Origin of the sequence: Desulfobacterium sp. N47, from assembly GCF_051233685.1 — a bacterium.
GTDB lineage: Bacteria > Desulfobacterota > Desulfobacteria > Desulfobacterales > RPRI01 > RPRI01.
On the sequence record NZ_JBAMMY010000136.1, the window covers coordinates 1 to 14,540 of the forward strand.

At 40.7% G+C, this 14,540-nt stretch carries 16 protein-coding genes and 1 pseudogene; 13 read left to right on the forward strand and 4 right to left on the reverse strand.

Annotation, left to right across the window (positions count from 1 at the left end; all coding sequences use genetic code 11):
* A partial coding sequence (locus tag VXK47_RS08780; RefSeq protein ID WP_435548401.1) for a hypothetical protein occupies nucleotides 1-206 on the reverse strand: 206 nt, incomplete at its 3' end.
* An 89-nt stretch (nucleotides 207-295) separates the two neighbouring features.
* Between VXK47_RS08780 and VXK47_RS08785 the strand changes: the two genes are divergently transcribed.
* The 12 genes and pseudogenes from VXK47_RS08785 to aat all read left to right on the forward strand — a co-directional run bounded on the left by VXK47_RS08785 (nucleotide 296) and on the right by aat (nucleotide 10,004).
* A complete protein-coding gene (locus VXK47_RS08785; RefSeq protein WP_435548424.1) occupies nucleotides 296-1,018 on the forward strand; it encodes an electron transfer flavoprotein subunit alpha/FixB family protein in 723 nt (240 codons plus the stop codon).
* 7 nt (nucleotides 1,019-1,025) lie between these two features.
* Nucleotides 1,026-1,100 (forward strand): annotated as a pseudogene (locus tag VXK47_RS08790) (FAD-binding protein); the annotation flags it as partial.
* Nucleotides 1,101-1,121: 21 nt separating this feature from the next.
* Nucleotides 1,122-1,256 (forward strand): hypothetical protein, encoded by a 135-nt coding sequence (locus VXK47_RS08795; protein WP_435548402.1) that lies wholly within the window; start codon nucleotides 1,122-1,124, stop codon nucleotides 1,254-1,256.
* Nucleotides 1,257-1,285: 29 nt separating this feature from the next.
* Nucleotides 1,286-3,010: a heterodisulfide reductase-related iron-sulfur binding cluster gene (locus tag VXK47_RS08800; protein WP_435548403.1), complete on the forward strand. Its 1,725-nt coding sequence runs from the start codon at nucleotides 1,286-1,288 to the stop codon at nucleotides 3,008-3,010.
* Nucleotides 2,985-3,257 (forward strand): heterodisulfide reductase-related iron-sulfur binding cluster, encoded by a 273-nt coding sequence (locus VXK47_RS08805; protein ID WP_435548404.1) that lies wholly within the window; start codon nucleotides 2,985-2,987, stop codon nucleotides 3,255-3,257. The genes VXK47_RS08800 and VXK47_RS08805 overlap by 26 nt, the downstream gene beginning before the upstream one ends.
* Before the next feature lie 21 nt (nucleotides 3,258-3,278).
* Complete coding sequence (locus VXK47_RS08810) at nucleotides 3,279-4,133, forward strand: electron transfer flavoprotein subunit beta/FixA family protein (RefSeq protein ID WP_435548405.1); 855 nt, start codon at nucleotides 3,279-3,281, stop codon at nucleotides 4,131-4,133.
* Between the two features lie 153 nt (nucleotides 4,134-4,286).
* Nucleotides 4,287-5,102 (forward strand): dihydropteroate synthase, encoded by an 816-nt coding sequence (locus VXK47_RS08815; RefSeq protein ID WP_435548406.1) that lies wholly within the window; start codon nucleotides 4,287-4,289, stop codon nucleotides 5,100-5,102.
* Between the two features lie 88 nt (nucleotides 5,103-5,190).
* The gene (locus VXK47_RS08820) at nucleotides 5,191-5,943 is read left to right on the forward strand and encodes an SDR family NAD(P)-dependent oxidoreductase (RefSeq protein WP_435548407.1); all 753 of its coding nucleotides are present in this window, start codon (nucleotides 5,191-5,193) and stop codon (nucleotides 5,941-5,943) included.
* 14 nt (nucleotides 5,944-5,957) lie between these two features.
* Nucleotides 5,958-6,332 carry a CoA-binding protein gene (locus tag VXK47_RS08825; protein ID WP_435548408.1) on the forward strand — a complete coding sequence of 125 codons (375 nt, stop codon included), beginning with the start codon at nucleotides 5,958-5,960 and terminating at the stop codon, nucleotides 6,330-6,332.
* 385 nt (nucleotides 6,333-6,717) lie between these two features.
* Nucleotides 6,718-7,035, forward strand: coding sequence for an ATP-dependent Clp protease adaptor ClpS (clpS, locus tag VXK47_RS08830; RefSeq protein ID WP_435548409.1), 318 nt, complete (start codon nucleotides 6,718-6,720; stop codon nucleotides 7,033-7,035).
* Nucleotides 7,036-7,039: 4 nt separating this feature from the next.
* The gene (gene clpA, locus VXK47_RS08835) at nucleotides 7,040-9,283 is read left to right on the forward strand and encodes an ATP-dependent Clp protease ATP-binding subunit (RefSeq protein ID WP_435548410.1); all 2,244 of its coding nucleotides are present in this window, start codon (nucleotides 7,040-7,042) and stop codon (nucleotides 9,281-9,283) included.
* A 34-nt stretch (nucleotides 9,284-9,317) separates the two neighbouring features.
* Entirely contained in the window at nucleotides 9,318-10,004 is a 687-nt protein-coding gene (gene aat / locus VXK47_RS08840) for a leucyl/phenylalanyl-tRNA--protein transferase (protein ID WP_435548411.1), read from the forward strand.
* A gap of 109 nt (nucleotides 10,005-10,113) precedes the next feature.
* On the opposite strand, the gene VXK47_RS08845 is transcribed toward aat, so the two are convergent.
* The 3 genes from VXK47_RS08845 to VXK47_RS08855 form a co-directional block, all read right to left on the reverse strand.
* On the reverse strand, nucleotides 10,114-11,355 hold the full coding sequence (locus tag VXK47_RS08845) for an aminotransferase class I/II-fold pyridoxal phosphate-dependent enzyme (protein WP_435548412.1): 1,242 nt from the start codon (nucleotides 11,353-11,355) through the stop codon (nucleotides 10,114-10,116).
* A gap of 494 nt (nucleotides 11,356-11,849) precedes the next feature.
* Nucleotides 11,850-12,665, reverse strand: a complete 816-nt coding sequence (locus tag VXK47_RS08850) for an SDR family NAD(P)-dependent oxidoreductase (protein WP_435548413.1) — start codon at nucleotides 12,663-12,665, stop codon at nucleotides 11,850-11,852.
* A gap of 16 nt (nucleotides 12,666-12,681) precedes the next feature.
* Nucleotides 12,682-13,407 (reverse strand): YkgJ family cysteine cluster protein, encoded by a 726-nt coding sequence (locus tag VXK47_RS08855; protein ID WP_435548414.1) that lies wholly within the window; start codon nucleotides 13,405-13,407, stop codon nucleotides 12,682-12,684.
* A gap of 685 nt (nucleotides 13,408-14,092) precedes the next feature.
* On the opposite strand from VXK47_RS08855, the gene aprB reads away from it, so the two are divergent.
* Nucleotides 14,093-14,524 carry an adenylyl-sulfate reductase subunit beta gene (gene aprB, locus VXK47_RS08860; RefSeq protein ID WP_435548415.1) on the forward strand — a complete coding sequence of 144 codons (432 nt, stop codon included), beginning with the start codon at nucleotides 14,093-14,095 and terminating at the stop codon, nucleotides 14,522-14,524.
* Nucleotides 14,525-14,540 lie beyond the last annotated feature (16 nt).

Sequence of the window (14,540 nt, forward strand, 5' to 3'; positions counted from 1 at the left end):
CCATTGCGATGATTCACATCTCCTTGAGCATGCTCATACCATTGCCGCCCAAGAAATTCGGTGCGCTCCAAATCCATCAGTTTGGTCAGATATTGACCAACGCTCTCTTTGATCTCTACGCGGATCATCTCAAAAATATTCTCCGGTTTCTGCTGGATTTCCTTGAAAATGCTCACAACCTCTGGTACGCTAATTTCCACTTTCATGGGTGCTTCTCCTTTTTTTTGGTGTTTTTGCCTAAAATCCTTTTAAAGGAAAAGCGCCCTTTTTTATACCCTTTTAAAATTTACACAAAATATTATACACTACCAAAAACGTTACTCTGGAATTGCTGAGCGAAGGGCAGAAGCTATCCCGCAGGCTCAGGGAAGAGTTATGTGTGTGCCTTTTGGGTTATCAGGTTGAAAACTTTATTCCCCGTCTTGCTGAGTTCGGAGCTGAAAAGATATATCTTGCTGATGGCATGCAGTTGTCCGAATACAATCTGGATGCTTACGTTTCAATTTTGGGTGGTTTAATAGAAATATACCAGCCATCCGTATTGATGATGGGAGCAACGCCGACAGGCTCGGAGCTGGCTCCGAGAATTGCAGCAAGGTATGGACTTCCGTGCATAACCGAAATAAAAAAGATAGGTGGGAGCAGCGAAAACTTCCAGGTTACAAAATCCGTTTACAATGACCGTCTGTATGCGGATGTTAAACCTGCTGCGGCAAGACCCCTGATTATAACTCTTCCACCCGGCGAGACTGATATTGTTAAACCCAAAAAGATTGTGGAGCCTGCTGTTATAAAAACAGAGATTAAATTAGACGAAAACGTTAAGCGCGTCCGGTACAATAAATTTATTAAAGGCGACCCAAAGACAATACGAGTGGATGAGGCGGACTTGATTCTTGCCCTTGGAAATGGAGTGGATTCCGAAACTCTTCCTGTTACACATGAGCTGGCTGATCTTTTAGGAGCAACCATAGGAGGAACAAGAGTTGCTGTTGACAAAGGTTTAATACCTTTTTGAGAGGCAAATCGGCCTGACCGGTAAAACAGTGTTACCCAACATGCTTATATCCTGCGGAATCTCCGGAGCCTATGAATTTACTGATGGAATGAAGGACTCCAAGATGATAATCGCAATCAATAATGACGGGAAAGCCCGCATTTTTGAAGTTGCGAATCTGGGCGTAAAAGGAGATCTTAAAGAGATAATCCCTGCTGTTATTGATAAGATAAAAATCCATAAACAAACCGGCAGTTAGCAGTTTTACTTTATTCCGGAGATAGATTTATGCAACCAATGAACGCGGTTAAGTCACTGATCATTTTTCTTTTCTTCATTTTTCTTTCCTTGTCTTCAGCCCATGCAACTGAATACTATTCTTTTCGTGTGGCCGGTTCCGATTGCACCATGTGCCATGATGATCCTGCCAGTGGTGAATTGAATGATACGGGAATGCAGTTTGCGGAAAACGGATATAGATTCCCGATAACCCAAAAGGAAAAACTCTTTTACGCTCTGTCAGGATTGGTTATTCTCACCATTTTTCTCGGTATTTTCCTCAGATACAGGCTTTGGAGCAGGGGAAAGCCATGTTTGAAAACGGATCGTCTGAGCAAGAGGTGGGACGGCCTGTTTGTAAATGTTTTCGGACAGGATAATATCCTGAAAAAGTCTTTTGCAGGACATGGTCATCTTCTTTTGGTCTGGTCTTTTACATTAATAGGCCTGGCTGTTATATTTATACTTATTCAGGAGTATGTTGTTCTGCCTTTGTGGGGAGTAAGAATTATAGATAATCATTTTTATCCCTACTTCCGGTTATTGCTGGATATTTCCGGCCTGATCGGTTTAATCGGCGCAGGGATGTTAGCTTACAGAAGATATGTCCTGAAACCGAAGGAACTGGACAACACCCCCTCTGATGCCTTATCGCTTTTATTTCTTGTTTTAGTCTTTTTTACTGGCTTTCTGGTTACCGGAATCCGTAATCAACTTTACGGATCGGAATGGATGTGCTGGGCTCCTGTGGCTTCTTCACTCGCCTGGGTTTTAAAACTGTTTGTAAAAGGGGAAGATGGTCTTAAAGTCTGTCTTAATGCATTATGGTGGGGCCATGCGATTATCGGACTTTTATTATTAGCTTATATTCCCTATTCAAGACTTCTTCATGCTTTTACATCTTCTCTTAATATATTTTACAGAAATCTGGAGACTAAAGGGGCTTTGCCGGTATTGGATATTTCTGCTTCCGATACTTATGGCGTCGGAAGAATTAATGATTTTACATTTAAACATTTGCTGGAGCTTGATGCCTGTACGCGTTGCGGAAGATGCCAGGAGAACTGTCCTGCGCTTATCAGCGAAAAGAATCTTAATCCAAAAAGCCTTGTTCAGAATTTGAAAAAGCATATGGAAACTCCTTCCGCAAGCAACAATGCCCTTATCGGAGGATCTGTTTCCAATGATGAAATATGGGAATGCACCACATGCCTTAACTGCATCGAACATTGTCCGGTATTTATTGAACCTATGTTGAAAATCGTTGAAATGCGCCGGAATGCCGTGCTTACTGAAAGTAACTTCCCATCGGAATTCAAACAGATTTTTAAAAATCTGGAAATTTTCGGAGATCCCAAAGGAAAGGGAAAGGTTACAAGGGAAGGCTGGGTGTCTAATCTAAAGATCAATAAAATATATCAAACAGGTAATGATACACCTGAAATACTGTTCTGGGCCGGGTGTATTGGCGCTACATATGATGAAAGAAGTAAAAACACAACAAATGCAGTTGCCAGGATTTTTGAAAAAGCCGGTGTCAGTTTTGGAATTTTAGGCAAAGAGGAGTTTTGTTGCGGTGATCCGGCGCGCAGAATCGGCAATGAATATCTTTTCCGGCAATTGGCCTTAAAAAATATAGAAACAATGAAAAAATACGGTGTAAAAAAGCTTGTAACCCATTGCCCCCATTGTTTCAATACTTTCAAAAATGAAATATCCTGCCCTGGGAGCTGATTTTGAAGTTAAAGAAACCAGTTTCTGCTGCGGCGCCGGAGGCGGAAACATGTGGCGCGGGGTTTCCACGGGCAAAAGGATGGAAGGATTAAGAATCCGGGAGGCTGTTAATACAAAGGTGCAAGGAATTGTTACTGCTTGCCCGCATTGTGACATTATGTTTGACAGCGCAATTAAACAGGAAGGTCTTGGGTACACTTTTAAGCTTATTAATTTAATCGAACTTGTGAAGCAGGCAGTGCTGTAATGTGATAACGGGAGATATCTTATGAAAATAGTTGTTTGCGTAAAACAGATCGGCTATATCTATGATCCTACGGCAATTGATCTTGCAACAGGTGAAATTGATCCCGAAAAAATGGTTTCCATGCTTAATCCATATGATGAAGTCGCAGTAGAAGAGGCAATCAGGATCAGGGAAAGCGAAGGCGATTGCGAAGTTATTGCTATTAGTGCAGGCGGAGCTGAGGCGGAAAATGCCCTTAAGTATGCTTTTGCAATGGGTGCAGACAGGATGATCCGTTTAAATTATGATGGCACCGATCCCAGCTTAATATCACAGGTTTTAGCGAAAGCGATTGAGAAAATCGGTTATGATATAATTCTTTGTGGAAAAAAATCGATGGATAGCAATGGAGGGCAGGTAGGCTCATTTCTGGCGGAAAAACTTCATATTCCCCAGGTATCGGGAATTGTAAAACTCAAACTTTTTTTAAACGAAAAAAAAGCTGCTGCAGAAAGATACCTGGGAAAAGGAGATCGCGAGGAAATAGAATGCGATTTGCCTGTTTTGTTCACAACGGAAATGGCGCTTAATGATCCAAGATATCCTGCTCTTGCCAGAAGACTTTTAGCGGAAAAAACAAATATAGAAATACTGGATGCGGCTTCATTTGCCGGAAATGCTGAAGGTTTGACGAATGTTTTGAAATTTTCTCAGCCCAGGCCCAAGACAAGAAAAACATTTGCTCCCGACAGTAATTTGTCCGCCACAGACAGGTTGAAACTTATGATGACCGGAGGAGGCGGCAGCTCTAAAGAAGCAAGCGATGTGCTTGACGGGTCTTCTGATGAGCTTGCAGATCATATTCTAAAATACCTGATCCGGGAGAAAATAATATAATTACCGGTGGCATTTGGCGGCATATAAAATGCCGCCCTATTTTATGTTTTGTAAACTATTAACTTTATGTAGAGCTGGGTTTTACACCCCTATATATTTCTCAGCGCTTATGGGTACAATACTCTGCCGGGTTTATAATAGAAAGGAATATTTATGATTATTATCGGTGAATCTCTTAATGCAACTGTCCCTGCTGTCAGTCAGGCTATAGCAGCTCATGATGAAAAATTTATAACCGAACTGGCTAAATTCCAGGTGGAATGCGGAGCCATGATGCTTGATGTAAATGCCGGCGGATTAGGCGGGCGTGATGAAGGCGATGAATTGACCTGGCTTGTCAAGACCGTCCAGAATGCAGTTCAGGTTCCTCTTGTGCTGGATAGCGCCAATCCGGACTCCTTGCTTAAAGCTGTTAGAGTATATAAGGGGCCGGAACTGATTTTAAGTTCCGTTACCGCTGAAAAGAAAAGCCTTGATAAACTGCTTCCTCTTGCTGCCGAACTCGAATGCGGTCTTGTTGGCTTATGTATGAGTGAAAAAGGAATCCCTGATAACCCTGAAGGCAGACTGGAAATGGCGAAGGTCATTGTCAAACAGGCTAAATTGGCAGGTATAAAACCTGAATCTTTGTATCTTGATCCACTGGTTATGACAGTCTCAGTTGATTGGAAGGCCGGGAAGGTGACAATGGATACGCATCGTATGATGCGCGACAGATTCCCGGAGGTGCGAACTTTCACTATTATTGGAAATGTTGCATTTGGAATGCCGATGAGAGGCCTTGTGAACAGAACATTTCTTTCTATGATTTTAGGTCTTGAAACAGATGCTGTTATGCTGAATGTACGGGACAAGGAAATGATGGCTACTTTGTTTGCCTCGTCTGTACTGAAAGGAGAAGATGAATATTGCCGTAAGTATATAAAGGCGTTTCGTGCTGGAAAATTTAGTAAAACAGCAGGCAAGTGAAAAACCATATGCCGCCAGCTGATGCTTATGGCTTCATGGTTCAAAGATTTATCTCTAATTTCACAAGCAAGTCAATAAGGAGTAAAACATGCAAAAGACAATAATGGTAATAGGGGCCGGCCCCGGTATTGGTTTACATGTTGCACACCGTTTTGGTAAAGAAGGATTTAGTGCAGCATTAATTTCCCGCACAAAGGCTAATCTTGATGCCTGTGTATCTAAACTAAAAGATAATGGAGTTGAAGCAGAAGGGTTTGCAGCCGATGCCGGAGATATTAAAGGTCTGGCATCAGCCATTGAAAAGGCTCAGAAGAGATTCGGATCAATCGATATTCTTGAATACAGCCCCTCAACAGATCCTCAATTATTGGCAACGCCTCTTAACATTACGGTTGAGAATGTGCGTCCTCACATGGAAGTTGCTCTCGGTGCGGTTACCGCGGTTCGGGCCGTATTGCCGGGCATGATTAAAAAGGGCAATGGCGGATTATTGTTTACATCTGCTGCTTCTGCTATTGAGCCGGTGCCGTTCAGCTCAAACTTTGCAATGGCTCAAAGCGGTATCCGCAGTTATGTGCACTCACTTCACAATGCTTTAAGAAAAGACGGGATTTATGCAGGTATGGTGCTTATCGCCGGTATTGTAGACAAGGGAGACGGTTCTTTACAGCCTCCAAAATCTCCGCCGCCGCCTTCACCCCAGTCCCCAATGCCGATTATATCAGCATACAGTATAGCCGAATCTTTTTGGGATATGTACACAAAAAGAGACCGCATAGACCAGATTGTTGGCGATTTTGGAATAATAGAGCGTATGCTGGCAGCTGGCGCCGGGAAATAAAAAGGTAAATATTTATGACTGAAAAAAAAGAAACTGTTGTTGTTCTTGGAGCAAGCCCCAAGAAGGAACGTTATTCAAACCAGACGGTTTGCCTGCTTGCTGAATATGGGCATCATGTAATCCCGGTAAATCCTGCTTTTGACACTATCGGAGGGCTTCCTGCAGCTCACAAGCTCTCCGATATCAAGGATGCAATTGATACAATCACTTTATATATTTCTGAAAAAGTATCCACTTCGTTTAAAGACGATATACTTGCACTAAAGCCAAAACGTGTGGTTTTTAATCCGGGAGCTGAAAATTTGCCTCTTCGGGAAATCCTGGATCAAAAGGGAATCGTAACTGAGGAGGCGTGCACACTTGTGATGCTTAAAACCGGCCAGTTTTGAATTTACTGCCGGAATTTTCAGGTGTGATCAGTAATGTCCGCATTGAGGTGACAATTGTTTTCCTATTGCCGGATGCCCTGCGTGCCTTCCGTTCAACATAAAAGAGGAATTGAATTCCGCTTAATTCATACCCCCTGGTCTGTTTATATATGGCCATTCTCCTGAAAAATAATGCTTAAAGCTAATATCAGCTACCGGGATTATTATCATTATTTGACTTTTTGGCTGACAATCGTTATTTTAAAATGAAACGATCATTATAAATTAAATTCATTATATAATAGATGGACCTGTAAAAAGTCCATTATTTTGATTCATACACACATATCCGGGATATCGAAGCCGGTTTGTGTCATTATTGCAAGTTGCTTAATATATTTAATTTATGGGAAACAATATAAGTCCGGAAATCGAAGAAAGCATTACCTCCGAAACAAGGAAGGAAATAAAAGAGCCCTCGATGTTTAAGGTTTTGCTTCATAATGACGATTATACCACTATGGATTTTGTCGTTGAAATACTTATGAGAGTATTTTATAAATCTATTGAAGAAGCTATACAGATCATGCTGAATGTTCACAGGCAGGGAATGGGAGTGTGCGGTTTGTATACATACGAAATAGCGGAAACAAAAATGAATTCGGTGCATTCTCTATCCCGTGACAGAGGATTTCCACTCAGATGTTCAATTGAGAAGGGGTAATATAATGATTAGCAGGGAACTAAGCGCAACTCTTGGACTTGCTGTAAAGGAAGCAAAAAAAAGACGCCATGAATTTGCAGGCACAGAACATCTTCTGTTTGCAATTTTACATGATTCTACAGGAATCGAAATAATTGAAAATTGCGGCGGCAATGTAAAAAACCTTTATAATTCCCTTGAAAATTTCTTCAAAATGCGGGTAGAAACCGCCCCTGAAGGAGCAAAATACGTGTTGCAGCAAACAACCGGATTTCAGAGGGTAATACAAAGAGCCTTTAATCATGCCCGTTCCGCTGAAAAACAGGAAGTTGAAATAGGTGATATTCTGGTATCCCTTTTTGACGAAAAAGATTCTTATGCAGAATATTTTTTAACACTTGAAGGTATCACGCGTCTCGATGTCTTAAACTATATTTCCCATAATATTTTGAAACCTTCTTTAAAACAGGGAGATGGCGGTTTTGCCAAAACCGATAAGGCTGACAAGAAGAAGAAATCGGATTTTCTCGAATCATTTACAATTGATCTTATTAAAATGGCAACGGAAGGAAAGCTTGATCCTGTGATTGGTCGCGATCTTGAGATAGAACGTACCTTACAGGTTCTGTGCAGGAGAAGAAAGAATAATCCAATTTTTGTAGGAGATCCCGGAGTTGGAAAAACCGCTCTTGCAGAAGGGCTTGCCCAGAAAATATTAATAGGAGATGTCCCTGAATCGCTTAAAAACGTTAATATTTATTCTCTTGATATGGGAGCTGTTCTTGCCGGAACAAAATTCAGGGGAGATTTTGAACAGCGGATGAAAGGAATTATTTCGGAGCTTAAGGAAAGAAAAAATTCTGTATTGTTTATAGATGAAATTCATACAGTTGTGGGAGCAGGGTCAACAAGCAGCGGTTCAATGGATGCATCCAATATCTTAAAACCGGCTCTTGTTTCAGGAGAATTGCGATGTATCGGCTCCACTACCCACGAGGAGTATAAAAATTATTTTATAAAAGACAGGGCATTATCCCGGCGTTTTGAGAAAATTGAAGTTCCTGAACCCACGGTTCCTGAAACCATAAAGATATTAAAAGGTTTAAAATGCCATTATGAAGCGCATCATGGCATTGAATACACTGATGCCTCACTTAAAGCTGCCTCCGAACTTTCTGCAAAATATATAAACGACAGATACCTGCCTGATAAGGCTATAGATGTGATAGATGAGGCCGGGGCTTTTGTAAGATTTTCAGATCCTGTACGCAGAAAAAAAATACAACCCTCCGATATTGAAAAAATAGTGGCAAAAATGGCCAGGATTCCTGAACAAAGCGTATCGGCATCAGACCGTTCAAGGCTTGAGCATCTTGAAAACAACATAAAAAAAGTGGTTTTCGGGCAGGATGACGCTATAAAATCTCTTGTTACTTCAATAAAGCGATCAAGAGCGGGGCTTGGAATTGCCTGCCATCCGATAGGATCATTTCTTTTCACAGGTCCAACCGGAGTCGGCAAAACAGAAGTTGCAAGACAGATTGCAGGCATCATGGGAATAGAATTCATGCGGTTTGATATGAGCGAATATATGGAAAAGCATACTGTAGCCCGCCTTATAGGAGCGCCGCCCGGTTATATCGGCTTTGACCAGGGCGGACTTTTGACCGATGGAATACGTAAAAATCCCCATTGCGTGTTGCTGTTTGACGAGATAGAAAAAGCACATCCTGATATTTATAATATTCTTCTTCAGGTTCTTGATCACGCAACACTTACCGACAATAACGGTAAAAAAGCTGACTTCAGAAATGTTATAATCATTATGACATCAAATGCCGGTGCCCGTGAAATGAGCGCCCATACAATAGGTTTCGGCGAAGTAAAGTATGATCCTGAAAGCAAAGGGAAAAAAGCAATCGAAAATATTTTCAGCCCGGAATTTCGAAACCGTCTTGATGATATAATCAATTTTAATCCGTTAACTCTTGATATAATGGAGATGGTTGTAGATAAGTTTATGAATGAGCTTAAAGAGCAGCTTGCAGCAAAGAGAGTTTCTCTGTCATATTCAGACAGCTTAAGAACCTGGCTTGCAAAAAAAGGGCATGATTTGAGATATGGAGCAAGACCTCTTGGAAGAGTTCTTCAGACTGAAATTAAAGATTCTCTTTCGGATGAAATACTGTTCGGAAAACTTAAAAAAGGCGGAAGCGTGAGTCTTGATCTTGAAAATGAGAAGCCTGTTTTTGCTTTTAAATCTTCTTAAACGGAAGAATAATTCCGAACGGCTTTAACAATCAATGCCTGTTTATCGTCTTACCAAAGAAATAATTTTTCCTCCTCCTCAGCTTTCAGGCAAAGAAGGTTTAGTTGCCATAGGAGGCGACCTTAGCGAAAAGCGCCTCCTTCTTGCTTATAATCTCGGCATATTCCCGTGGTATTCGGAAGATGAACCCATACTCTGGTGGTCGCCTGATCCCCGTCTTGTTATATATCCGGATGAAATCAGAATTTCAAAAAGTCTTCATAAAATAATTAAAAAAAATGTTTTCCATATAACTTTCGATATGGCATTTGAACAGGTCATAAATTTGTGCGCCGGCGTAAGAAGAAAAAAAAACGAAGGAACCTGGATTGTGCCTGATATGATAGAAGCATATTGCATGCTATTTAAATCAGGTTATGCGCATTCGGTGGAGGCATGGAAAGATAATAAGCTTGCAGGCGGACTTTACGGAGTTTCTCTGGGAAGATGTTTTTTCGGTGAATCCATGTTTTCCCTTGAGGCGAATGCCTCCAAGGTTGCATTTGTTGCGCTTTCTCAATATCTTGAAAATAAAGCCTTTGATTTTATCGACTGCCAGGTTGCAACCGATCATCTTAAACGTTTCGGAGCAAAAGAAATACATAGAAGCCTTTTTTTAAAACAATTGAAAAAAGCTCTTGTACTACCGACCTTAAAAGGAATATGGGATTATCAGAGTTAATCCTATAGCATTTGTCATAAATCTGTTCCATTTGGGCATGGATATGTATCCATGCCCAATTACAACAAAGCAACCGGATATTATTATGACAATTGCTATAAAAATAAGGTTATTGGCCGGTATCGGTTATTTCCGGTTTGAATGTTCCTGCGGATATCTCCTGGTCTATTTCCGACAGTGCGCGACGCATCTGCTTCAAAGCCTGCTTGATTCTGTTTTCATTTTCCACCAGTGCAAGACGCAGATAACCATCCCCCTCTTCCCCAAAACCTGCGCCTGGTGCAACAGCAACGTTGGCCCGGTTCATCATTTCCATCGCAAATCTTACGGAACCCATTTTTGAGTAAGGTTCGGGGATGGCAACCCAGACAAACATACCTGCCTTTGATACCTGTACAGACCATCCCATGCGGACCAGTCCGTCGCAAAGAACGTCCCGGCGTTTCTGATAGACTGCTACCTGCTCTCTGATATTATCATCACAATCGCGCATCGCTACAATCCCGGCAACCTGAATCGCCGAAAAGATTCCGTAATCGTAATATCCCTTGATCTTGGCAAGTCCATCGATCATTTCTTTGTTGCCGACACAGTATCCGAGACGCCAGCCTGCCATGTTGTACGATTTGGAAAATGACCCGAATTCCACCCCGACCTTAATTGCACCCGGAATTTCGAGAAAACTTGGCGCCACATAGCCGTCATAAGTAATCTTTGAGTAGGCGAAATCATTTATCACCATGAAGTTATGCTGATTGGCAAGCTTGACAATTTCTCCGAAGAAGTCCTTTGATGCAATGATTCCGGTCGGATTGTGAGGATAGTTAAGCATCAATAGTTTTGGGCCTGGATAAAGAGCTTTGCACATTCTTGTCAGCTGTCTGAGGAATTCTTCTTCGGAGTCAAGAGTGATCCGCAAAACTCCGGCTCCGGCAATCACTGCTGCATAAACATGAATAGGAAAGGCGGGCGCTGGAACCAGTACAGTATCTCCCGGACCAAGCAGTGCAAGGCAGAGATGCGAGATTCCTTCTTTGGAACCAATAGTGCAAATTACATCATCAATTCCGTTCAGGGAAACATTATAATGGCGCTCATAATAAAGAGCTATTTCCCGTTTCAGATTCTTCATGCCTCCGGCAACCGGATATCTGTGTGTCTTCGGGTCAATCGCTACATCACAGAGCTTTTCCGTAACCTGATTCGGGGCAGGATCGATGGGGTTGCCCATCCCCAGATCAATCACGTCATATCCATTCCATCGTTTTTCCATCTTAAGCTTATTGATCATTCCGAACAGATAGGGCGGAAGCTGGTTCATGCGGTCGGCAAAACGAATTTTAGATTCCATTCTTATTTCCTTATTAAAGTTTCAGTATGTGAGACCAATACCCAATTACAACCAGGCAATCAGAATATTATTATGAAAAATGCTATAATCATGGAGAATATAACAAAAAACCCGGATCATCCGATCCGGGCAAGAAAAACCACAGACCGGAGTTTCGGCCCATGGCATTCAGTCTCTTATTCTCGTTATAAGTAAAAGCAGCTGAACGTCAATGGACCCGAAAGGCCAAAGCCGCTGCAGCACAGATATAATATTTCTTCATCCTTGTTTTCCTGCTTGTTTTCTTTTAAACCGTATCATTTCCTGATGATAGGGTATCTTAAAAATTCGTAGCAAGAATAGCATTGTATGTCAAGCATAATAACATGCAGATAAGGAACAAGTCCTGCCCTTAAGAGGGTTGGGATAAAAAATGTGTTGTACCATGGATAGTGAGAAAAGGGGGTATAATAAAACGCTATCAGCCTAAAACGATCCGATATTTATGATGAATATCAGAGAACGCCTTTTGGCATTGGAGCTACTTTTTCTCCGCCGAGAATATAGCCACCGTCTAATCTGATTACGCTGCCTGACATAAAAGGCGCATCATTTATCAAAAACCAAGCCGCCTTTACCACATCATCTATAGTTCCTGTTCTTCCAATCAGAATGTGGTTTATGATATCCTGCTTCTGTGCATCCGTAAGCAAGCCCCATCCTCTCGTGTTTTCGCCATGACGGGATTCAATAATTCCCAACATGATTTCATTAACTCGAACTTCAGGCGCACCTCTGCGAGCCCATGTTTCAGTCAAAAGCGAAATCCCCCGGTTTGCAGCAGAATAACCTTCATTAAAAATATAGCTTAGCGGGCCAGATCTTCCGACTATGCCCGCTATGGAAGATATATTAATTACAATAGCATCTCCGGATGCTTTTAAATAAGGAAGCGAACTTTCGAACACCCATTGTTTGGCCCGAAGTGTTGTTGCCATTTCAAGATCCCACTGGTCGCAGGTATATGGCCCATGAACAACAGGCCATCCTCCCCGCTCAATGTTGTTTATCAGTATATCAAGGCGGCCAAAATCATTGATAACCGTTTTGATAAGATCTTGTATTTTATCTGTTTCAAGAAGATTCGTTTTAACAATCGAATAAGGGGTGGAAATTATTTCAAGATCCTTTTTCAGTTCATCAAGAGACTCTTCCCAGTCAAAATAGTTAAGGACAACTCTGATTCCCTTTTTGGCAAGAAATAGTCCTATGCCTTTGCCGATTCCTTTTATTGATCCAAGTACAAGAGCTACCTTGTTTTCAGTCTTCATGAAGAAAAATCCCCTTTTATGTTGAAAGAAAAATTTCTTTTTTAACCCATTTAAAAGCAATTTTTAACAGCTCTGCGTCATCCTGTTCGGCGGCGTTCATGTCATTATTATCAATATAATTAATCATATTTTCATCGGAAAAAAGATATGTTCTGAATGCATCAAGATCATATAAAGCCATACGAAACATATAGCTTGATTTCATGTCCAGTTCGCCTGGTAATTTCTGATTTTTAAGGCTTATTATTTCCATCATCATATCGTTCATTTCATTATAAGGCTCTGTACCCTGGTCCTTAATCCATTCGTTGGCTGTCCGTTCTTTCCCGTTATCAAAACCTAAGCAGTGGGGTTCTTTAAAAAGCATAAAATATTCGGAAAGCCTGCCTGTTTCCCTGTTGCGGGATAGCAGCCTTGATAAAGGATATGTGCGGCATGAAGATGGCCGGTCTTTATACACTTTGCATCCGGAAGGCGTTACAAAAGGACATTTTAATTCCAAATCTTTATCTGTCTTAAGTGATACAACCGGAAGACCGGTTTCAGGACCGGTATGAAAAACAGTGTATTTTCCCAAAAAATTTCCGGAAGATATTCCAAGATTATTTTTAAGACGTAAAATATCATACGGGTATAGAAACTGGTTGAGATCACGGCAGCATTCATTAAAACACGATAATGAACTTTTGCATGTGAATCGGAATTTATCACCCGGAAACAGTTGTAGTATGTTTTCTTCCATATTTAATCCTGATACCTTTATTAATAGTTAAGTTTTACATGTTGTAAAAAAAACGGACACATGCCCGAAAAATCAAAACATCAAATCAATGCTGATATATAAATTATTTGTATTAGTTACAAAGTATATCAACCAATCAATTCAATGGCATGTGCCTTGCAGTTTTTATCGGATTGACTCTATAATTAATGATCTAATGAAATAAACAGTTGCCAAACAAAATATAATTTTATACTTTTTGACTCCTTTGGTAAAGAAATAAACATAAAATTATTTAGATCTTTGATAATAAATACGATTTATCATGTTACAATATGTGGTGTTTAATATGATGAAATTACCAGTATGTTACTAAATGTAGCATATTGTAAATATTTATTTCCAATGATTTTTTGATTGGCAAAAGTCCTTGACAATAAAAATACAGGGTGATATGACATTTCTTTGTTTAACTATCAAAATCAACATCTTGATTTTAAAGACAAAAATCCAACGCCTTGATATATAAGGCTATAGAAAAACAAAGCAGATTATATTAATTAGTAACGTGATAGGGTTTTTATTAACCCATGTTATGAAGGGAGGTGCTCACAACTTACAATTATATTAAACCCATTGGTATTATAATAAAAATCGTTAGACAATAGAAAAAAAATAAATTACACAACAATAGGAGGGATGATAAATGCCATCTTTTGTAATTGCTGAAAAATGTGATGGTTGCAAAGGCGGGGACAAAACAGCATGTATGTATATTTGCCCTAATGACCTTATGGTTCTTGATCCAACTGCGATGAAGGCTTATAATCAAGAGCCGGATCAGTGCTGGGAATGCTTTTCATGTGTAAAAATATGTCCTACCCAGGCAATTGAAGTTCGCGGCTATTCTGATTTTGTACCTCTTGGAAGCAGTATTATGCCCATGATGGGTACAGAAGACGTTATGTGGACCTGCAAATTCAGGAATGGTCTTGTTAAACGTTTTAAGTTCCCCATAAGAACAACTCCCGAAGGTCAGGCTAATGCCTATTTAGGCCTTAAAGGAAAAGATCTTGACAGTGCTCTTCTTGCAACAGAAGAAGTTGATGGGCGCGTACTTCCGACACCTGCAAAATAAACAGGTTTGGTTAGCT